This window comes from Agrobacterium sp. 22-221-1, from assembly GCF_053522445.1.
The window spans coordinates 607,061-626,488 of record NZ_JBNWCL010000001.1; the positions used below are offsets into that span (position 1 = coordinate 607,061).

Annotated in this window: 18 protein-coding genes, 1 tRNA gene and 1 pseudogene; 7 read left to right on the forward strand and 13 right to left on the reverse strand. The window is 57.9% G+C overall.

The features are described from left to right. Positions 1-71 precede the first annotated feature (71 nt). A complete protein-coding gene (locus tag ACQZ5N_RS02980) occupies positions 72-386 on the forward strand; it encodes a hypothetical protein (RefSeq protein ID WP_448732012.1) in 315 nt (104 codons plus the stop codon). A gap of 358 nt (positions 387-744) precedes the next feature. Beyond that, positions 745-999 (forward strand): hypothetical protein, encoded by a 255-nt coding sequence (locus ACQZ5N_RS02985; protein ID WP_448732013.1) that lies wholly within the window; start codon positions 745-747, stop codon positions 997-999. Positions 1,000-1,045: 46 nt separating this feature from the next. Here ACQZ5N_RS02985 and ACQZ5N_RS02990 read toward each other — a convergent pair whose 3' ends face one another. Next, a complete protein-coding gene (locus ACQZ5N_RS02990) occupies positions 1,046-1,318 on the reverse strand; it encodes a hypothetical protein (protein ID WP_448732014.1) in 273 nt (90 codons plus the stop codon). Between ACQZ5N_RS02990 and ACQZ5N_RS02995 the strand changes: the two genes are divergently transcribed. After that, on the forward strand, positions 1,310-2,026 hold the full coding sequence (locus ACQZ5N_RS02995) for an NAD-dependent epimerase/dehydratase family protein (protein ID WP_448732015.1): 717 nt from the start codon (positions 1,310-1,312) through the stop codon (positions 2,024-2,026). The genes ACQZ5N_RS02990 and ACQZ5N_RS02995 overlap by 9 nt on opposite strands. Positions 2,027-2,036: 10 nt before the next feature. Here ACQZ5N_RS02995 and ACQZ5N_RS03000 read toward each other — a convergent pair whose 3' ends face one another. The 3 genes from ACQZ5N_RS03000 to ACQZ5N_RS03010 are packed head-to-tail and all read right to left on the reverse strand — an operon-like array spanning position 2,037 to position 3,354. Next, positions 2,037-2,645, reverse strand: a complete 609-nt coding sequence (locus ACQZ5N_RS03000) for an ATP-dependent Clp protease proteolytic subunit (protein ID WP_448732016.1) — start codon at positions 2,643-2,645, stop codon at positions 2,037-2,039. A 41-nt stretch (positions 2,646-2,686) separates the two neighbouring features. Further along, positions 2,687-3,043, reverse strand: a complete 357-nt coding sequence (locus ACQZ5N_RS03005) for an SRPBCC family protein (RefSeq protein ID WP_003524775.1) — start codon at positions 3,041-3,043, stop codon at positions 2,687-2,689. Further along, positions 3,040-3,354 (reverse strand): ArsR/SmtB family transcription factor, encoded by a 315-nt coding sequence (locus tag ACQZ5N_RS03010; RefSeq protein ID WP_003524773.1) that lies wholly within the window; start codon positions 3,352-3,354, stop codon positions 3,040-3,042. Before ACQZ5N_RS03010 ends, ACQZ5N_RS03005 begins: the two co-directional genes overlap by 4 nt. A 159-nt stretch (positions 3,355-3,513) precedes the next feature. Between ACQZ5N_RS03010 and ACQZ5N_RS03015 the strand changes: the two genes are divergently transcribed. After that, the gene (locus ACQZ5N_RS03015; protein ID WP_448732017.1) at positions 3,514-5,070 is read left to right on the forward strand and encodes a phospholipase D family protein; all 1,557 of its coding nucleotides are present in this window, start codon (positions 3,514-3,516) and stop codon (positions 5,068-5,070) included. Positions 5,071-5,085: 15 nt separating this feature from the next. Here the strand turns inward: ACQZ5N_RS03015 and ACQZ5N_RS03020 are convergent, their stop codons facing one another. From ACQZ5N_RS03020 to ACQZ5N_RS03030, 3 genes are all read right to left on the reverse strand, one after another. Next, the gene (locus ACQZ5N_RS03020; RefSeq protein WP_003524770.1) at positions 5,086-5,919 is read right to left on the reverse strand and encodes a response regulator; all 834 of its coding nucleotides are present in this window, start codon (positions 5,917-5,919) and stop codon (positions 5,086-5,088) included. Between the two features lie 163 nt (positions 5,920-6,082). Then, positions 6,083-8,596 carry a GcvT family protein gene (locus tag ACQZ5N_RS03025; RefSeq protein WP_174056839.1) on the reverse strand — a complete coding sequence of 838 codons (2,514 nt, stop codon included), beginning with the start codon at positions 8,594-8,596 and terminating at the stop codon, positions 6,083-6,085. A gap of 301 nt (positions 8,597-8,897) precedes the next feature. After that, positions 8,898-11,534 (reverse strand): mechanosensitive ion channel domain-containing protein, encoded by a 2,637-nt coding sequence (locus ACQZ5N_RS03030; RefSeq protein WP_448732018.1) that lies wholly within the window; start codon positions 11,532-11,534, stop codon positions 8,898-8,900. 122 nt (positions 11,535-11,656) lie between these two features. Between ACQZ5N_RS03030 and ACQZ5N_RS03035 the strand changes: the two genes are divergently transcribed. From ACQZ5N_RS03035 to ACQZ5N_RS03045, 3 genes are all read left to right on the forward strand, one after another. Further along, positions 11,657-11,911, forward strand: coding sequence for a GlsB/YeaQ/YmgE family stress response membrane protein (locus ACQZ5N_RS03035; RefSeq protein ID WP_003524764.1), 255 nt, complete (start codon positions 11,657-11,659; stop codon positions 11,909-11,911). Positions 11,912-12,066: 155 nt separating this feature from the next. Further along, positions 12,067-12,142 (forward strand) — tRNA-Lys (locus ACQZ5N_RS03040). 157 nt (positions 12,143-12,299) lie between these two features. Next, the gene (locus ACQZ5N_RS03045) at positions 12,300-12,599 is read left to right on the forward strand and encodes a hypothetical protein (protein ID WP_112637053.1); all 300 of its coding nucleotides are present in this window, start codon (positions 12,300-12,302) and stop codon (positions 12,597-12,599) included. Between the two features lie 161 nt (positions 12,600-12,760). On the opposite strand, the gene ACQZ5N_RS03050 is transcribed toward ACQZ5N_RS03045, so the two are convergent. The 6 genes and pseudogenes from ACQZ5N_RS03050 to ACQZ5N_RS03075 all read right to left on the reverse strand — a co-directional run bounded on the left by ACQZ5N_RS03050 (position 12,761) and on the right by ACQZ5N_RS03075 (position 19,361). Further along, on the reverse strand, positions 12,761-13,318 hold the full coding sequence (locus ACQZ5N_RS03050) for a hypothetical protein (protein ID WP_448732019.1): 558 nt from the start codon (positions 13,316-13,318) through the stop codon (positions 12,761-12,763). 74 nt (positions 13,319-13,392) lie between these two features. After that, positions 13,393-14,766, reverse strand: a complete 1,374-nt coding sequence (locus ACQZ5N_RS03055; RefSeq protein WP_448732020.1) for an SGNH/GDSL hydrolase family protein — start codon at positions 14,764-14,766, stop codon at positions 13,393-13,395. A gap of 174 nt (positions 14,767-14,940) precedes the next feature. Further along, a complete protein-coding gene (locus ACQZ5N_RS03060) occupies positions 14,941-15,204 on the reverse strand; it encodes a hypothetical protein (protein ID WP_448732021.1) in 264 nt (87 codons plus the stop codon). A 338-nt stretch (positions 15,205-15,542) separates the two neighbouring features. Continuing rightward, a pseudogene (locus ACQZ5N_RS03065) lies at positions 15,543-16,280 on the reverse strand (N-acetylmuramidase domain-containing protein); the annotation flags it as partial. An 87-nt stretch (positions 16,281-16,367) separates the two neighbouring features. Then, the gene (locus tag ACQZ5N_RS03070) at positions 16,368-17,504 is read right to left on the reverse strand and encodes an acyltransferase family protein (RefSeq protein ID WP_448732022.1); all 1,137 of its coding nucleotides are present in this window, start codon (positions 17,502-17,504) and stop codon (positions 16,368-16,370) included. Positions 17,505-17,555: 51 nt separating this feature from the next. Continuing rightward, entirely contained in the window at positions 17,556-19,361 is a 1,806-nt protein-coding gene (locus tag ACQZ5N_RS03075; RefSeq protein WP_448732023.1) for a hypothetical protein, read from the reverse strand. Positions 19,362-19,428: the final 67 nt, after the last annotated feature.

Here is a 19,428-nt window from a genome sequence, read left to right on the forward strand (position 1 = left end):
ACTTATGAGAATTCCGACTTTTAAGGACGAAACTCGCCGAGGCACTAACGTCTACTTCCGGGTATTGAAAGGTGAATTCAACACCATCCAACGCGGGTGGCATCTACGGGGAACTTGGTGCAGCAGATGTTACAGGTTTCCTCGAGACAAGCTTCAGCGACTTCCGCCGGAAAATCTTCTACAGTGACACCCCGGGAGCAATCAAAACTGCAGATGAAGTTTTTCTTCTGACACCAAGCCCCGCATTCGTTGCATCGGGCGCCAAACTCACCGGGAAGGTCATCGCAAGTGGAGCTTTGCGACTCTACGAAACAACCGCTGGCAAGTGGTTGTCGAAAGAGGCGACCGAGTATTCGATAAGCAAGGATGTTAGTAGCAAAATATAATCTCTTAAACAAAGGGCCGCTTCCAAATGACATCGCGCAGACGTTTAGAAGCAAGAACCTATGACGAAGTGGTGACGATCAAGCCCACGACCCTCTATCGCGTGATCAGTGACGATGGAAACCCCGCAGGCGGTTACTGAACTACGGCAAAGCCTAGGGGGCCCTTGCAATCTGTTATCGATAGTGCACTCGATCAAAATTGGGGTAATAAAGCGACGTGAATAGTCGAAATGGAGGTGCCTCCAGGCACGAAATTGTTTGAGGGAGTTGCGGCCCTACAGAGGGCGCTCGGCGGCGGCGGTAATCAAATCTATTTCGATCGATCGATCAACCCATTGAATCCCGACTGGATAAAACAATGAAAAACTGTGACTGGGAAGAAATTTCCTCCTTCAGAAGCTTAAGCGAATATCGGCGATTTTTAGCCTGGCTCGAAGAGCAAGTAAAAAGAGGAGATTGCGAAGAAATCGTAGAAGATAAGACTATTTTTTTTGAACCGACCGAGCGTAAGTTTCGCTGTAGAGAGAGTGGTCAAATATGGCGCTTGCTGTGTCCTGACCCGGGCTATTTCTCAGGTTCATGGCGCCCTGAAGTGATTGGCACTGAGAAGTGACACCGGCTCAGTTCCCCGGCAATTTTACATGCCAGCGTGAATCACCCTACCCCATCCCCTTTGGCTTAGAAACGATATCCATCACCTCACGTCCCCAGACCATGCCGCGATTTGCGATGGCTCGTGCAATATCTTCCACTTCCGGCCTCCGGGCTTGGATGATTGTCGTCGCCTGCAATAGCTCGACCTCAAGCAACCGTTCGACCCGCCTCCGTAGAACAGGATCATCACGCCGCAGTTCATCCAATTCCCTGGAACTCGAGACATCACAGTATTGAAGTGATTCCAGCCCCAAGCTTGCGAGCATGCGGTGATCCATACGGCAGCGCTCCACGCTCCGCATGTCGGCATTGTCCCGGACACGGAACTCCAGCGCATCAATGTCGAGGGAACCCGTATGGTGGCGGAAGCGGCGATGGCGGCGGGCGTGCCGCGGCTGGTCTTCACCAGCACCACGGCGCTTTACGGACACGCGGTGTGTGCAGCGTCATGCACCTTCATCGATGAAGAGACGCCGCCCAGGCCGAAAAGCATCTATCACCGCACCAAACTCGAAGCCGAGCAGATACTAGAGGAAATGGCGGACCCACATCTCGCCGTGCGCGTGCTTCGCATGTCCAGAAGTTTCCCGGAGCCCGCCGACGTGATGGCGGCCTACAGGCTGCATCGCGGTGTCGATATCCGCGATGTCGCCGATGCCCATGTGCTGGCGCTGACCAATGCGGGAGACGATTTCCAGCGCTATATCATATCGGCGATCACCCCGTTTTCCGCCGATGACTGCGACAGCCTCGCCAAGGATGCCGCTTCCGTTCTCCGGCAGCGGACCCCGGCCCTCGCCGACGCATTCGCGCAAAAGGGATGGGCGCTGCCTGAAACGATTGACCGGATCTATTCGCCCGCCCGCGCCACAGAGGGTCTGGGCTGGACATCCCGCTTCGGTTTCGGCGAGGTACTTGCACAATTGGACCGGCGCAGTCTGGAGGTCCTGCCTGTGGGCGCCAATATCAGCAGGAAATCCGAATAAGCGTCCGGCCTTATGCCGCGACATTCTCACGAACGCCCAGAATGCGATCGATCAGGCCCCATTCCAGAGCTTGCTCCGCCGTCATGAAGAAATCCCGGTCCATGGCCGCTTCGAATTTTTCATAGCTGTGTTTGCAATGTTCGGAATAAAGCCGTGTCATACGGTGCTTGGTCTGCCGCATCTCTTCGGCATGGATCAGCATGTCCGACGCCTGTCCCTGGAAACCGCCCAGCGGTTGATGAATGTGGATGCTGGCATTGGGAAGGGCGCTCCGCTCGCCCGGTTCACCCGCCATCAGCAGAAACGATCCCATGGAGCGGGCCGTTCCCATGCAGAGCGTATGAACCGGTGCGCGGATATAATGCATGGTGTCATACATGGCGAGACCGCTGGTCACCACACCGCCCGGCGAATTGATATAGAGATGGATCGGTTTCTTCGGGTTTTCCGCCTCGAGAAACAGCAATTGCGCGCAGACCAGCGCCGAAACCGCATCGTTCACCTCACCGTTGAGGAAGATGATCCTTTCCCGCAGCAGGCGGGAATAGATATCGAAAGACCTTTCTCCCCTTGACGATTGTTCGACTACCATAGGGACGAGTTGCATCGCTTCGCGCATCGGCGAACTCCTGTCGTTGAAATGTCGGGGAACGTTCCGGATCAGGCGGCGAGCTTGATCGGCGAACCGTTGTGGTTTGCGGCGGCTTTTATCATCCGGCCGGTATTGACGGGCAGGTCATGAATGATGCGCAGGCTGGTGCCGCCATGGGCATTCGCCGCGATCCTGAAGGTGACGGTGCTTTCCAGAAATGGCGGATTATCCTCGCGCAGCCGGTAGCGTACCTCTTCGCCGGGCTTGATATCGATTGCATCGGGCTCCGCCAAAGCCTCCTTCGGCAGCCAGTTTTCACGAAACGCCGGAATGCTGATGGCGCGCCAGACCTTTTGCGGCGGCTCGTCCAGATCATATTCAAGCTCGATGCCGTTTTTCGGCGCTTCCGGTGTCTGCCTGTTCATTGGTCCATATCCTTCAGCAGGAGTTTGAGAGCCTCAATGCGCTGCGGCCAGTAGGCGCGATATTTGCCGAGCCAGGCCGCAATGCGCGTCAGCCCGTCCGGATCCACTTCATAATTGACGAAACGGCCCTGCCGCTTCTCGACCACCAGCCCTGCCCCACGCAACACTGAAAGATGCTGCGACATGGCCGGCTGGCTGATCTCGATCCCCTCACGCAAGGCGGAAGCGTTCATGGCGCCATCCGCCAGCTTTTCGAAAATGGCGCGGCGCGTCGGATCGGCAAGCGCCCGGAAAATATCGTTCTCTGTCATGACAACACATAAGCACACACTTATGTTATTCACAAGCCTTTTCGGCGCGTGGAAAATGCGCCTTTTTCACGCCGATGGCACGAGGTGCCGTGAACGCTTTATCCGCTCGCGCGTTTTCATCCCGCCTGATACTCTTCGGGCCGGGAGCGATCAAAACAAGTGACTGCATTTACGGTCTTCATCGTCATTCTTCTTATGGTCATCGGGCCGAGCCTGTTTGTCGTCATCGGCAAACAGCGGGAAAAGGCCATTCCAAAGCGTCCTTCCACCGCCCTGCCCCTTGCCGAAGACGCAACGACGCTGGACCGGCACTGGCAATCGATAAGAAACGGCTGGAACGAGAAAAATGCGCTCTGCCTGCTGCATTCCAACCTCGATGCCTTTGCGGTGCGCGTGGCGGCGGCGCGTGCCGCCGGGCGCAGCCTCGATCTGATGTATTACATGTGGAATGCCGACCTGACCGGACGGCTGATGATGCGCGAAGTCATCGCCGCCGCCGATCGCGGCGTGCGCGTGCGCCTGCTGCTCGACGATCTCGGCGTCTCCATCTCCGACCGCATCTTCCACGCCATCGACAGCCATCCGAATATCGAGTTGCGACTGTTCAACCCCACCAGGGCGCGGGAAAACATGCTGCATCGAAGCATCGAACTGGTGCTGCGCTTCCGAAGCGTCAACCGGCGCATGCACAACAAGGCCTGGATTGCCGATGGCCGGGCCGTGATCGTCGGCGGGCGCAACATTGGCGACGCCTATTTCGACGCCGCCGAGCGGGCGAATTTCCACGATTTCGATATTCTCGGTTTCGGCAGGATCGTCGCCGACGCCACGGAAATCTTCGACGATTACTGGAACAGCGCCGTTTCCGTCCCCGTGCGTTCGCTATTGGCGCGCAGGCCGAGCAAACTCGCCAGATTGCGCCGCGAACTCGATGCCCTGCCGAAAAGCGAAGCGGCAAAACCCTATCTGGAGCGCGTCGAAAGCCAGTATGGCCGCGACCATTTCCTGATGTCGGACCGTCTGCACTGGGTCGAGGCGGCGGATATCCTCGCCGACCCGCCGGAAAAAGCGGCGGGCAAACGCCGCAAGGGTCATAACTTCCTGATGGAAAGCCTGCTGCCGCTGATGCAGGCGGCAAGCGACAGCCTGCACATCACCTCCCCCTATTTCATTCCCGGCAAACAGGGCGTGGGGATATTTCTACAGCTCGCAGAAAACGACGTGTCGGTCGCCATCCTCACCAATTCGCTGGCCGCGACGGATGTGGCCGCCGTGCACGCCGGTTATGCCCGCTATCGAAAACCGCTTCTCTCCGGCGGGGTGCGCCTGCACGAGCTGCGCGCGCAGGCGGATCAGTCGAACTTCACCCTGCGCGGCTCGGGACAGGCGAGCCTGCATACCAAGGCCTTCACCCGCGATGGCAGGACCGGCTATATCGGTTCGCTCAATTTCGATCCGCGTTCCGCCTCGCTCAATACGGAAATGGGCGTCGTGTTCAACTCCGCTCCGCTGGTTGCCCGCATGGACGAGATATTCGCGGGCGAAATCCGTCGCACCATGAGTTTCGAGCTGGAAATCGACAAAGGCAGGCACATCGTCTGGATGACGGAAGAACAGGGGCGGACAAGGACATACCGGCGCGAACCCGACGCCACCATCAGCCGCCGCATCGTCGCCGGTATCATGCGCTTCCTGCCGCTGGAATCACAGCTTTAACGGGGAAAGCCTGGGTCAGGCCGCCGGCCTTACCCCCGCTTTCGCCAGCTGTATCTGCACCAGCGTATCGAGGTTCTGGTTGACCCGGCAATAAAACTCCTCGTCGATGAAGGGCCGCAGCATGAAATCATTGCCGCCCGCCTTCAGGAACCGCGCCGAAAGCAGCCGGTTGGTGGAGGAAGACACCCCGATAATGCGCAGCTCATGCGACCCGCGCACGGTGCGGATGCGCCGCGTCAGTTCGAAGCCGTCAATATCGGGCATGTTGTAATCGGTCACCACGAGGCCGATATCGGGATTGGCCTTCAGGATATCGAGCGCCTTCGCACCGCTGTCGGCCAGGCTGACGCGGAAATTATAACGCTTGAGACGGCTCGAAAGCAGCGCCCGCGCCGTCGGGCTGTCATCGACGATCAGCACGTGATGGCGATGGTTGGTGAGAAAGCGGCAGACGGATTCCGTCAGCATATCCACGGCGAAAATATTGTCCTTCAGAATATAATCGACCACATCCTTGGCGATCAGCGTTTCGCGCGTCGCCTCATGAAAAGTGCTGGTGAAAACGATGGTCGGGATCGAAAGATCGATCAGATATTCCAGCGCCTCTCCCTTTTCCGCCCCCGGCAGGTTGATGTTGGAAATCGCCAGCGTCACCGGTTCGGGAGAATGTTCGTAACAGGCCTGCAATTCCTCGAAATTGCGGCACACTTCCACGGTAACGCCCAGCAGTTCCTTCAGGCGCATGCTCACCATCTGGGTGAACACATTGGTATCTTCCGCCAGCAAGATGCGGCTGTTGGTAAAAGGCACGCCAGAATATTGCATGCCCGTAATGCCTAGAAAATTCATTCTGCCCCGATCCCCCATCGTATGTCAGGGAAAGATAGCAGGCTCATTTTTCAGAATCATTAATAACACTTTTGCCGGAAAAGCAGTTGAACACATGCTTACCTAAACGGAAATACGGCCCACGAGGGGGCCGTATTCCGACTTTGGGAGGGGATATTTTGTCTCAGGCGCGCAGAAGCGCATTGTCCGTGTCGAACGGGCTTTCTTCCACCACTTCGGCATCGTAGGACGTACCGAGAATGCGGATCTTGAGCTTGGTGCCCACCGCCGCATATTCCGGTTTGAGCATGGCGAGCGCGACGGATTTGCCGAGACGCCAGCCGAAACCGCCGCTCGTCGCGCGGCCCGCAAGCGCGCCGCTTTCATCGAAGATCGCTTCCGAACCGCGCGCATCGACATCCGTATTGCCTGACACGGTGAGCGTCGAGAACACCCACTTCACGCCGGCTTCCTTGTAGGCCACCAGCGCATCGCGGCCGATGAAGCTTTTTTCCGGGCGCAGGAAGCGGTCGAGACCCGATTCATAGGCATTATATTCCACCGAAAGCTCGCGACCCATGTTGCGATAGGATTTTTCGAGCGACATCGACACCATGGCGCGGATACCGAAGGGCTTGATGCCGAATTCGGCGCCCGCTTCCATCAGCCGGTCGAAGATGTAGTTCTGCATCTCGATCGGGTGGTGCAGTTCCCAGCCAAGTTCGCCCACGAAGTTGACGCGCAGCGCATGCGCCGTCGCCACGCCGACGGAAATCTGCCTGCCGGTGAGCCAGGGGAAATCCTTGTTCTCAAGGCTGGTGCGGGTCAGCTTCTTCAGGAGATCGCGCGACTTCGGACCGGCAAGAACCAGCACGCCGTATTTCTGCGTGATCGGCTGCAGCACCACGGAACCGTCGGTGGGCGCAAGGCGGCGCAGCACGTCATGGTCATGCGCTTCAAGACCGCCGGCCGAAACCATGTAGAAGCGGCCCGGCGCCCATTCATAGACCGTGAATTCCGCCTTAACGCCGCCATTCGGCGTCAGAAGATGGGTGAGCGCGATACGGCCACGCTTCTTCGGCACCGCATTGGCGAGAATGCTGTCGAGCCATGCCCGCGCACCGGGGCCGGAAACCTCCATCTTCGCGAAGGCCGACATGTCGAGCACGCCGACATTCTGGTGGACATTCTTCACCTCGTTGCCGACATGTTCGAAATAGTTCGAGCGGCGGAACGACCATTTCTCGACAATACGGCCGTCATCCAAGGCCGGCGCGTGATTGTGGCTGGTGATGACATCCGCACCGACGCCGAGATCTTCCTCGCGCAGCGCATAACCTTCCGGCGCATACCAGTTGGCACGCTCCCAGCCATAGACGGAGCCGAACACGCCGCCGAGCTTCTTCAGGCGGTCATAAACCGGCGTCGTCTTCAGCGGACGGGCGGCGGAGCGCTCTTCGTCCGGGTAATGCATGGTGAAGACGTTGGCATAGGCTTCCTCGTTCTTGGCGATGAGGTAGCCTTCCGTAGCGTAAGGGCCGAAGCGGCGCGGATCGACACCCATCAGGTCGAGCGTCGGCTCGCCATCGACGATCCATTCGGCCAGCTGCCAGCCGGCACCGCCGGCAGCGGTGATGCCGAAGGAATGGCCTTCGTTCAGCCAGAAATTCTTCAGGCCCGGTGCCGGGCCGACAATCGGGTTGCCGTCAGGCGTATAGGCGATAGCGCCATTATAGACCTTCTTGATGCCCACTTCGCCGAAGGCCGGAACGCGCACCATGGCGGTTTCGATATGCGGCATCAGGCGGTCAAGTTCTTCCTGGAACAGCTCATATTCGCTGTCATCGGAGGGACCGTCGACATAACAGACCGGCGCGCCGACTTCATAAGGACCGAGGATCAGGCCGCCCGCTTCCTCGCGCATATACCAGGCGGAGTCGGATTCGCGCAGCACGCCCATTTCCGGCAGGCCCTGGCGACGGCGCTCCTGGATGGCCGGGTGCGGCTCGGTGACGATATATTGATGCTCGACCGGGATGACCGGAATGTTGATGCCGACCATTTCGCCGGTCTTGCGGGCAAAGGAGCCCGTGCAGGAGATGATATGCTCGGCGACGATCTCGCCCTTGTCGGTCGTCACCTTCCAGTGACCGTCTTCCAGCTGCTCGATAGCGGTGACGGTGGTGTTGCGATAGATGGTCGCCCCGCGGTCACGCGCGCCCTTGGCAAGCGCCTGCGTCAGATCGGCAGGCTGGATATAACCGTCATCCGGATGCTGGATGGCGCCGAGCAGGCCGTCCGTCTCGCAGAGCGGCCAGATTTCCTTCACCTGCTCCGGCGTCAACATGTTGACGCGCACGCCGATGGTCTCAGCAATGCCGGCATAATACATATATTCGTCCCAGCGATCCTTGGTGCGGGCGAGACGGATATTCGAGACCTTGGAGAAGCCGACATTCATGCCGGTCTCTTCCTGAAGCTCCTCATAGAACTTCACGGAATATTTGTGAATCTGGCCAACGGAATAGCTCATGTTGAACAGCGGCAGAAGCCCGGCCGCATGCCAGGTGGAACCCGAGGTCAGCTCCTTGCGCTCGATGAGAACGCTGTCGCTCCAGCCCTTCTTGGCAAGATGATAAAGCGTCGAAACGCCAACGACGCCGCCACCGATCACCACCGCCCGTGCATGTGTCTTCATTTACAGAACCCCTGAAAAGCGCCGGCCTTGCCTTATTCCGCCGACATTGGATGGGAGGAATATGAAGCGCTTGCGGGTTGTTCAGCCGCCTGATTGCGACATGGCCATAGGGTGCTGCGACAGGGAAGAAATTGCGGAGCACGCCGGATGAATGCAGCACAGCCTTGCCGCTCGTTTCTTCTCCCCGCCGGGGAGAAGGTGGCCCGAAGGGTCGGATGAGGGGGCAAGCTGTCTAAATACGTCTACCCTAGCCCCCCCTCGTCCCGCTGCCCGGAACTCGACGTCCACAAGCAACAGCGATCTACGCTTTCGCGCCGGGTTTATCCTTCGGCTCAGTCGGCTTCTCGCTCTTCGAGGCCTCTTTCTCCGGCGATGCCGCCCCTGTGTGGGCCACCACCGCCTTGTCGCCCTCCTCCGAAAGCAGCGCCGCCAGCATCTGCGGATTGGCGTCACCTTCCACGTGGATGTTGAGGTTGCGCTGCGGGAACGGGATGTCGATCCCCTCCTCCCGGAAGCGCTGGAGGATTGCGATACGGAGCGCGTTTTTCACGCCAAGACCATTGGAGAGATCGGCAAGGTGGAAGCGCAGTTCGAAATCCAGCGAAAAATCGCCGAAGCGCAGGAATTCCACATGCGGCTCGGGATTGCGCAGCACCGGCGGCTGGGCGCGCACGAGTTCCAGCAGAATATCCATCACCTTCTGCGGATCGGAATCGTAAGAGACGGAAACGGGAATTTCCGCACGCATGATGCGGTTGCGGTGTGTCCAGTTGCCGACCGAGGAATTGATGAATTCCGAATTCGGCACGATGATCGACTGGCCGCGGAAGGTTTCGATTTCGGTGGCGCGCACGGAAAGCCGCTTGACGGTGCCTTCCGTCGTGCCTGTCACCACCCAGTCTCCCACCTTGAAGGGGCGTTCGACCAGCAGGATGAGGCCGGAGACGAAGTTGGAGACGATGTTCTGCAAGCCGAAACCGATACCGACCGAAAGGGCCGAAGCCACCAGCGCCAGGCTGGAGAGGTTGAGACCGGCCGAAGACACGCCGAAGATGGCCGCGACCGCGATACCGAGATAACCGATACCGGTCTTGACCGAGTTGCGCACCCCGGCATCCACCTGGCCGCGCGCCATGACGTTATTGTCCAGCCACTTCTGGAACCAGCGGGTGATGATGTAACCGATGGCGAAAACGAGGACGCCGCCGAAGAGGCCGATCAGCGAAATGGAGGCATTGCCGACGGTGATGCCGGTCAACAGGCGATAGGCCCAGCTTTCGATATCGCCCGGCTGGAAGCCCCAGGAAAACAGGATGAGCGGCACGCCGAAGGCAAGCGCGACGGCATAGATGCCAAGCCCCGCGGCAAGACCGGCCTGATCGAGCGCCACCACGCCGAGACCGAAACGCCGCGCGAGATAACGGCCGGCAAGCGATTCCGCAAAGGCGCCCTGTCGCGAAATCGCCTTGCCCGAGAGAATGCCGATATACATCGTCGCCAGCACCGCGCCGGTGGCGACGATCTGCGTGGCAAGGAAGCGTGCAAGCCCGACATAACCCGTCAGGCAGGCGCCGATGAGAACGAGGCCGCCCACCCGCAGCAGAATGACGAGCCAGCGCGGCAGGCGCTGGTTGCCGGTCTCGTAATCCTGCCCCTCGCCGATCACAGGCCGCAGGAACGATACGGTCAGCAGGATAAGGCCGATGATGATCGAGGCGAGGAAGCTTTTGGCAACCGTGACGATCAGCGGCGAATAAAGCGTCTCGCTGATCGTGCCGAGCAGGTAATCGAGCCCGTTGACGAGCGCCATCAGCAGCACGGCCGAGGACAGCGTGTGCGCGCCCTTGTTGGACACCTTCAGAAGGCGCCATTCCGGCTGCGTCGGCGCAAAGATCGCATAGCTCAGCCGCGAGACGAAATAAACGAAACCGGTGATCGCCATCGCCCCGAACAGGATCGGCGCGATATCTGACCGCAGCACGTTGAAATTATCGAGGAAGAAGGCGGAGGTGACGAGAAACAGGAACAACGACAGCGACTGCACCATCGTCGACCAGAAGGCCACCGAAAGCCGTCTCAGATAGGAAGGCTCGCCCGTAAACGCCCGCCGGTCCATGCGGCTGCCGAAAAAGCGGTAACCGCCCACGAGAAACAGCAGGGCGGCCATGATCGACAGCGTCACCGCCCCGAACATCGGCAGGCGCTTGTAATTCCAGACGAAGCTCGCCCAACTGCTGAAAGCGTTGCTGAGGTTGGTCAATTCGGTCAGAAAGGCGGAGGAGGCGTCGCCCAGCGTCTGCGCCGAAACTTCGGTGCGCTTGAACAGCGTGGCGGCAAAAAGCGCCCGGCGAACGGCAGTGATGTTATTGGAAATCTGCGCGGCATTGGTGGCCGTGCTCTCCACCTCGCCGGCAATCGCATTCACCTCGGCCCGTTCCGCCGTCAGCCGGTTTCGCTCCTCCGTCACCATGCTCGCTTCCGGCGGCTGGTCGTCCGCAGGCGCCGCACCCAGCGCATCCAGCCGGGTCTTGATCTGGTCGAGACGGGTGCGCAGCTTGGTGTTGGCGGCGGCGGCATCGGCGGCAATGGTGTCGGCGCGGCCCTTCAGGTCCACAAGCTGCACATCGTCGCTGCCGCCCGCTTCCACCTGTTTGGCGATCGCCGCGACATCGGCCTTCCATTTCTCCAGCTCCGCCCTCGCCTGTTCGACGGTCGAGGCCTGGATCGCCACCGGGGCGGGCGATGTTGTTTCCCCCTGCGCCGCGGCCGGCATTGCCGACAAAAGACCGCCAGCCAGAAAAAGCACCATGGCCATTATCGCCGCCATGGCGCTCCTTTGCCGCCGATCCCGCACCAGGCCGTCGAACACCCTTCTGCCGTCCATCAATCCGCCGAACATCAACCGCACATCCATGCCTTTCGTCTCTTTGCGCCGCATCAGGCTTTTTAGCGCCTGCCGCGCGGAAAACCACCCGCATAAAGCGAGGTTTTCAGGAGTTTGCCTTGCTTTTCACCACGAGAATCATCACCTTTGATGATGCAGCAACATGGGAGGAAATCATGGAATCTGCTGGCATTGGCTGGATCGCAGCCATCATCATCGGTGGTGTCGCCGGGTGGCTCGCCGAACAATTCATGAAAAGCAATATGGGTGTTTTCATGAACATCCTTCTCGGAATCGTCGGCGCGATCGTCGCCAACGCCATCCTTTCGGTATTTGGAATCGTTTTGACGGGTTGGCTCGGTTATCTCATCGCCGGCTTCATCGGCGCCTGCATCCTCATCCTTATCGGCCGGGCTTTCAGGCGCGGATGAATAAAAGGAAAAATCCGTAAAACCCCGGATTTCCAGACTTTTCCAGCGCGACTGAAATTTTTTCGTCACAAAAATCGAAGAAATTTCATTTCCGCGCTGGACAAGCCCAAACTTCCCCTTTATACGCCCCCTCACACCGCCACACGGTGCCGGTCGGGTGATTAGCTCAGTTGGTAGAGCAGCTGACTCTTAATCAGCGGGTCGTAGGTTCGAGCCCTACATCACCCACCAAAAACCTCATCTCAAAGCATTGAATTTCCAGCGCAAATTGAAATGAGCGGTTCTCGCTTAGGCGAGCCTGTTTCCAGCAAATTGGAAACGGTTTCCAATTCTTGTTCCGTTCTGTTCCTAATATTGACTCCGCGCAAGGCGTGAACATATTAAGAACATGCTCAAGAGTGAGATCGATAAAAATTTTGAAAAGTGGTGGGAGACTGTGAGGGGAGCAACCGAGCAGGACAAAGCCAAGATGCGCCTTGCGTTTGTCGCGGGATGTCAGTTTGTCGAAAGCGCTAAGCCGAAGACATATCGGTTTCAGTCCGGTCGGTGGGTCATCAACGTTCAAGCGACGTCGAAACGTGAGGCAAAGATTATCGCCTCAGCAAAGCTCACACAGCGCGCCACCAAGCTGCAGGCTTCTCCACCTCCGGGAGGTTGGAAACTGCGGGAACTGGATATTCATCAATGAGTGACCAGACCAACAAGGCCGGCGACGGCATTCACGAGAACCACTGGTGTGAGCATCCGGGGTGTAAGGCTTGGGGAAGCTTTGGCTACAGCCGGTCGAAGGGTGAGAAATCAACGTGGCATTGTTGGGAGCATTACCCGCAAAGGGATATGTTCAAGGCGTCAGCCGCCGGGTGAAAGGCGTTGGCGTTCTAGCCGGTCTATTCTCTCCCGATTATCCAGAAGGATGTCGCGGGGCGTATACACTGACGCGGAGTTGGCTTTCTGTTCATCGATCTGCTTCTGCATTGCTTCGCGAAGATCCTTGATCGATGTCTCCATTCTTGCACGGTCTTCAGCGCCACGCGCGGTGCGCCACTCCATTTCCTTCTGCGTCACCATCTTGTCGACTACAGCGGTAATGGCTGACTGGAAAGTCTCGGCATTCTTCGCAACGATCAGATCAAGCCGATCCTGCCCCTTGCTGAGACTGTTGTAGAAGAACGCGCCGCCGGTTGCCAGAACCGTAAAGCACACGCCGGCCGCCGCCCAGATAACCGGCCACTGTGTCTTGCTTGAGTTCCGAAGCTCGTTCGACAGTTGGGAAATGCTGGTGTTGATCGTCTGGAACCCGGTGTTCATGTTCGACCGGAGATCGACAATGTCCTTGCCCTGGTTCTCGACCCGCTCGGATAATCGGGCATATTGGGCCATCGGATCGAAGCCGTTGTTGGTGCTCATCTCTTGGTTTCCTGCCATTATCCCAGCCTGCATGCGAGTTGAAGAAGCCCCGGCCATAGGTCGAGGGTGATGTGTCAGGCGATGATGCCCTTGGGTGGAAGCCCCTCAGTGATCATAACGCGCTGGACAATAAGAGGATCGCTGGTCGCCGGATTTGGAACCTGTTGTGACGGGATAAGGCGCAGGTATCGCCATGCCTCATTCGGGTCATTGACGATCGGTATGCCTGCCGACACATACCACATCCACCCATCCTGGCAGTCCATCACGGCGCCCGTGACATAATCGCGGACATTCCCGAACGCGTTCTTCACCGAGAAATACGTGGTCGCATTTACCTGCGGCCGAACGGAATAGCACAGCGCGGCGAAGCAAACGGTTTTGCCGGCAATCCGGGCCATTTCAGTGCCGGACAGATATTTCTGCAAATATGAGGTTTGACCGGAGACACCAGTGCTGGGGGCTATTTTGCAGGAATATGCAGCGGCTCCGTACTTGATGGTGGTCTCTTTGGTTACAGTCAGCCCTGCGCCATTGGTCGTCCAGCCCACTGGCAGCGCACCAGACCAGTTGGAGAAGTCGCCGTTGTCGATCAGGTTTGCCCCGGATTGCAGCGGCCATACCGGGGTTGAAAAAGGTTTCAGCGCAGCAGCATTGAACGATGACATCAAGGTGTCGGCCTGCAACTGAGCGCCGGCATAGTTTGCCTCTGCATCGCTCGGGTGGGTGTTGTCGCCACCACGGAACAGGTTTGAGGCGTTGTTGAGCAGGATGAAGGGCATATAGGTGTCGACAAACGTTATCCCGCCATGGATTTGGGCGGCATATTTAGCAGCGTAGTAGTTCTTGTAGTTGTCGCTGAAGTCTTTCTTAGGATTCTGCGCGGTGATTATCTGCGGGACACCAGGCCATTGCAGTTCCTGCATGCCGATCGGTCCAAGCCACTTGCCGATACCGTTGGAATAGAAGCCAATCCCCGTAGATCCTGCAATTGTGGGATAGGAGAACATGTTGTGGCCGTGATGGGTAATGCACACATCCGGCGTGGGAATTGCGTCTATGGCATTGGCCTTGCGGGTGCCGTCGAAAATCGTTCCGGCAACCTTTTCCGGGATCGCCGCCAGGTAGACACTTATCGTCTGGGCAGTGCCGGTGCGCAGCGTCACTGGGGCTGCGTAATCCTTCGGACCTGTCCATGTTCCGGCGACACCGTCATATTCTGCCCAGCGCCGCATAACGACGGTTGCGTCGTACTGATCGCCCAGCATCTTGGGGAACAGAAAGTAAGGGCTATAATCAGCCCACGCTGTGCTGTCGCCGTTGACGAAAATGACGACGTCCTGACCGGCCTCAAGCTTCGTTTTCAGAGGGCTGAAGCCGTTGGCACGCTTCCCCATCCTGCCTGCTCCAACCAGAGACAGGCCCGTCATCAAGCTCAATCCGGTCATTTCCGCTTCCCCGCCAATTCATCATGCCGAGCGCATTCGCCAACGGTCCAAACCTTGGCGCCGCAAATACCGGCAACCGTTTCATCGATCGCATCCTGATCCTTCGCAGAAGCACCAAGCGCACCGACCAGTGACGTGCCGATAATCGAGCGGGCCGACTGGTTCAGTCGCTCCTTACTGGCAGCGACCTGTTGCGTTGAGGTACACGCCGCCACGCTCACGGCACAGGCGACGATTGACGCGAGCCTTGTCAGCTTCATTGGTGAGTTCTCCGATTGCCTTGTTGGTTGCGGCGTCGAGTTCCGCACGCTCGATGATGCGGGCCTCTTGCTTGGCGCTGGGAAGCCACCAGACGGCGTTGATAGTAGTGAACAGCAGAGTGGCCACAATCGCACCAGCGGCGGCTCCTGCGGCGAAACTGATCTTGTCGGTGATCATGCCTGTTCCACCGTCTGTTTGCTCTTCCACCAGCCGTAGACGCCCCAGATCGTAAGGCCGAGACCGATAGCACCAGAGACTGCCAGCATCCCGTTCGCGATGGTGTTTGCCAGATCCGAGTTGATGCCGGTGACATAAGTTGCGAGTTCGGCAATCTGGTCGCGCGCAGCAGTCACCAAAGCCAGCGGGCCGAAGTTTCGCGCCGCGTTCTTCACCTCTGGCACCTGAGCAATCCCGAGGTTGCCCGGCTTCTCATCCGGCGACACCTGAAACTCTTTCAGCTTGCGCATGGTCTGCGGACCGGCAACGCCGTCAGCGTTCAAACCATTTTCATCCTGAAACCGGCGAAGCGTGCGATCCGTCGCGGGACCGAAGTCGCCATCCGCCGTGACCGGATAGCCAGCGCGCGTGAGCAACACCTGAATTTCCCGAACCCCTGCCCCCTTGGAGCCGAGACGCAGCATGCCGGCAGCACCAGATACCGGCGGCTCCTTCTTGGAATACCGCTCGTAGGCGGCGGCCATCTTCGTGTCGTAGGCGTTCTTCTTGTAGGCGGGACCGTTGTAGCCGCGGGCGAACCCCGCCCAATCCTTGCGATTGAGAGCGCCGAGAAGATTGTTGGCCTTGATGAACCGAACCATCAGGTCAACCTGGCCCTCTACGCCGCTGCGGGCAGCTTCGAATAGATCAATCACAGACGGATAGCCGAGGGCCTTCCAGTGGCTCCCCATGACCTGACCAACGCCGAACGACGTGCTTTCCAGTGCTGCCTGCTTGTCGATCGTCATCGCCCGTCCAAGAAGCTGCCAGCGGGCTTTCTGCGAGGCTGGGTTCTTCACGCCACCGACGTTCGGGGAAGCGAGACCGAGCCGCCGAGCCTCCTCACGACGAGACGCCGTCACCAGCCGGTCGAAGTAATGCCCCTCGAACCGGATGATCGGCATTTCCTTGCCGTCGATATCAGCAAACACAACGCCGTTGCTCTCGACCTCGACAACAGCCTTCAGCGCCGCCGGATCAATACCGTGCACGCTCGCAACTCGCTCGATTGAGCGCGCGACATCAGCCTTCAACATGAGGCTTCTCCTGATTGTGGGTTATGGGTGCCGGGTTACGCTACCGGTGGAGCTATATTCAGCGCGAAACGCCGAGGCATTTCCCAATTATCGGGCTTCTGTAGAGGGTGTGACGAAACGCGCGCCCCTCGCCCATCGGATCATTGGCAGCTCTACAAAGCGGTAGCTCAGGTAAGCCAAGGGAATTACAGCAAGTGTCGACGCGACTAGTAGCCCCGATGCGACAGCCCACCGAGGAACACCTTGCGAAACGAGATCGTTGGGGATCCAGCTGTTGCTGAATATGACCATTAGACTCAGTGGGTGGAGCAAATAGAAGCTATACGAGACCCGCCCAAGAAACCGGAGAGGTGCGCGATCAAAAGCATGATTGATGCCTCTGTCGCCAAAGGCCAGGCAGGCTATGAAAACCGATGCGCACAAACAACGAAGCAATGCGGAAAACATACCAGGGAAAGGGAACAATGCCCATCTGCATAGAGGCTCGCTCGCGAAGAAGAGGGCGATAGAGCATATTGCAAGAATCTTTGATCGATGGATTTCGCCCAGGCTGCGGCCAATCACCCATGCTGCCGCGCCAAAGACGAATGCGTGCAAGAATGCCAGCCGTGAAGGGGCTGCATCAAACTGACCCAGCCGAACCCACAGCATGCTGAACGACATGAAAGATAAGGCGGCGAGCAAAGTAAGAAGTGCTGGCAGCCCTCGCCAACGCCATACCAGATACGAGCAGAACGCTACCACAGAGCCGATAAGCTCAGCCTGAATAGTCCACAAAACTCCGTTGATCGAGGCTTTAAGGAGCAAAGCGTTCTGGAGAACGGATGCCGCTGAAAACTCCGCGGGGCTCGACAAGGAAACCCCTGTAGTAGTGTATATGAGCAGGAAAGCGGCGATAGAGACAAACGCAGCGGGGTATATTCTAGTTAGACGTCGCGCCATAAACTCTGGGAATGATACGCTTTTCTCTGTTAAAGCGGCCATGAGCACAAAGCCGCTCAAGACAAAGAAAAAGAGCACTGGTGCATTTACGACGACGCCATATCCACCATTTGTAAGCAGGTGGTATGCGATTTCCCCAATGTCTTTGCTTTCGTGGTCAATAAGGCGACCGACGCCGCCGTCGGAGTTGGCGACCATAACGTGGCCGACATGAAACCCCGCGACAAGAACCGCAGCAATCCCTCTGCACACTTCGAGGCTCACGATGAATTGCTTCTTCATTTGATATCCCCCAAGTCGCGGGAGATATCAAAGATAGATTCGACAAACAACCTACGAATTTAGAGATCGCGCTATTTCCCTCCATCGCTCTGTTCCCGCCGGCCCTTCACAGTAAAACTCAATTGTCTGGCCAGCAGCGCCTGCCAGATTGGATGGCATCCTGAACGTGCCGCCCTTGGTAATTGAGGCCGTGCTTTCAAACGTCATCCTGACCTTATGGCCATGATAGGATGGAGCGATATTGGTGATCGCTGTTGTCCCTGTGATAAAGACATCCTCAACGTGGGGAGGTATGGTGATGCTCGATGCCGACGCGATTGTGTGCCGCGGTGCTTCCATGTTGAACAGCACTGCGCTGTTGATGATGCTTGGACGACCTTTGATGAACAGGTTGCTACCCGCCGATCTTATGCCAACCCCAACACCGTCGATCTGCCCGTCTCCGACAAATATCGGGGCGCTCGTCGATACCGCCCTAATGCCGTTAGCGCTCGTGCCGACAGGCGTTGCAGGCAGAACCACGCCGTTGGCGCTGCCGCCCCTTATATGGAACGCGTCGATCTTACCGCCACCCGTGACAAATGCTATGCCGTTCGCTGAGAAGTCCCTGATGTGAAGGACTTCGAAAATATTGAAAGCGTCTGCATCTCCATTTTGTTGAATGATAGGGTTCACAAAGTGCACGGAATTGATGTTGGAGAACTTTCCGCCAGTCGTCGTGCCCTCAACTAGGATGCCAGCAGACGACAAGATGTAGGGCGCGGTGTTTGCGAAGTGGCCTTCGTATGAAGACCCCTCGCTTGTGGGGTTTGAACAATTCCCGAAGCGAGCCGATATATTGTAGCCGTATGCCCAGTTGTTGTCATCGACTGGCCAAGCGCAACCATCGAACTCGTAGCCGATACCTGGTCTATACGCCCAATTGGTCGTGTCGAAGGTTTCAATTCGGCCGGTAGCTTCGATCGTGCCATATGGATGGCCTCTATTGCATCGGAAAGCTGGTCTGTCAGCATCGTTGATAACCCGTGGCCCGTTCAAGCAATCAAAGTAATTGTTCTCGAATACAACCCCGTTGAATCCAGTCGACGTAAACGGCCTAGAGAACCCCACGAAGAGCATGCCAGCCACTCGGCAATAATTGCCATTTGCGGTCAATGCTGTACCCGCATAGGCGGCAGAGTTTACTTCCGGCCCGGCCATACTTGATCGGATGGAAACGCCGCCTGAGATAAGAGACCCAGCCAACAAATTAACAGTAGCCGCAGGCGATATCCGAAGCCGGCCAGACCGCTTGAAAAGCTGTTGTGAGACCTGCCCCAAACCGAGGACAGAAATGGGAAGACGCAGTTCTACGTTATTCGGCACGGTCAAGTCGGCGTCGATGAGGTAGTCTTTATCTGCGTAGAGTATCCCCCCAAGGATGCCGAAGCTGTTCAGGGCGTTTTGAAGCGCTGCAACGTCAGACACCAATCCTGTGCCCGCTGCCCCAAACATCTCGGGGGTGCGCCTTCTTTCGGCCAACTCCCACCATGCGCCATCAGCAGACTGGAACTTACCAGCATGCGTTGGCTCGGAGTTCACCTTCCTATAGCTTGCGGCCCCGTCGTCACCGGGCACATAGTAACCATTAACTCGGACGAAGCTGATACCGGGCAAAACGTCGATGTCGAGCATGTCTACGACCGTATCGAAGATAGCATATTCGTCACGCGGGAAAGACTCGTCAGCCTTCACCCCTTGGGCGGCCGTGGCGAAATCTTCAGCATTCTCCAATGCCGCACTACCAAGGCCTAGCTGCTGACGCACCCGTGGCGCCACATCGGCTATGTTCTTCTGTCTCTCCAAAGGAACAGTCATTCAAGGCTCCATCCGGCCATAAAAAAACCGGCGCTAGGCCGGTGATTAGATCAGGTCTCTGTTTCTA

Excerpts from the sequence above, each read along its gene's own strand:
- ACQZ5N_RS02985 (WP_448732013.1), top strand. The coding sequence starts at position 745 with ATGAAAAACTGTGACTGGGAAGAAATTTCCTCCTTCAGAAGCTTAAGC.
- ACQZ5N_RS02990 (WP_448732014.1), bottom strand. The coding sequence starts at position 1,318 with ATGGATCACCGCATGCTCGCAAGCTTGGGGCTGGAATCACTTCAATAC.
- ACQZ5N_RS03000 (WP_448732016.1), bottom strand. The coding sequence starts at position 2,645 with ATGCGCGAAGCGATGCAACTCGTCCCTATGGTAGTCGAACAATCGTCA.
- ACQZ5N_RS03005 (WP_003524775.1), bottom strand. The coding sequence starts at position 3,043 with ATGAACAGGCAGACACCGGAAGCGCCGAAAAACGGCATCGAGCTTGAA.
- ACQZ5N_RS03010 (WP_003524773.1), bottom strand. The coding sequence starts at position 3,354 with ATGACAGAGAACGATATTTTCCGGGCGCTTGCCGATCCGACGCGCCGC.
- ACQZ5N_RS03020 (WP_003524770.1), bottom strand. The coding sequence starts at position 5,919 with ATGAATTTTCTAGGCATTACGGGCATGCAATATTCTGGCGTGCCTTTT.
- ACQZ5N_RS03025 (WP_174056839.1), bottom strand. The coding sequence starts at position 8,596 with ATGAAGACACATGCACGGGCGGTGGTGATCGGTGGCGGCGTCGTTGGC.
- ACQZ5N_RS03030 (WP_448732018.1), bottom strand. The coding sequence starts at position 11,534 with ATGCGGCGCAAAGAGACGAAAGGCATGGATGTGCGGTTGATGTTCGGC.
- ACQZ5N_RS03035 (WP_003524764.1), top strand. The coding sequence starts at position 11,657 with ATGGAATCTGCTGGCATTGGCTGGATCGCAGCCATCATCATCGGTGGT.
- ACQZ5N_RS03045 (WP_112637053.1), top strand. The coding sequence starts at position 12,300 with ATGCTCAAGAGTGAGATCGATAAAAATTTTGAAAAGTGGTGGGAGACT.
- ACQZ5N_RS03050 (WP_448732019.1), bottom strand. The coding sequence starts at position 13,318 with ATGAGCACCAACAACGGCTTCGATCCGATGGCCCAATATGCCCGATTA.
- ACQZ5N_RS03055 (WP_448732020.1), bottom strand. The coding sequence starts at position 14,766 with ATGACCGGATTGAGCTTGATGACGGGCCTGTCTCTGGTTGGAGCAGGC.
- ACQZ5N_RS03060 (WP_448732021.1), bottom strand. The coding sequence starts at position 15,204 with ATGATCACCGACAAGATCAGTTTCGCCGCAGGAGCCGCCGCTGGTGCG.
- ACQZ5N_RS03070 (WP_448732022.1), bottom strand. The coding sequence starts at position 17,504 with ATGAAGAAGCAATTCATCGTGAGCCTCGAAGTGTGCAGAGGGATTGCT.
- ACQZ5N_RS03075 (WP_448732023.1), bottom strand. The coding sequence starts at position 19,361 with ATGACTGTTCCTTTGGAGAGACAGAAGAACATAGCCGATGTGGCGCCA.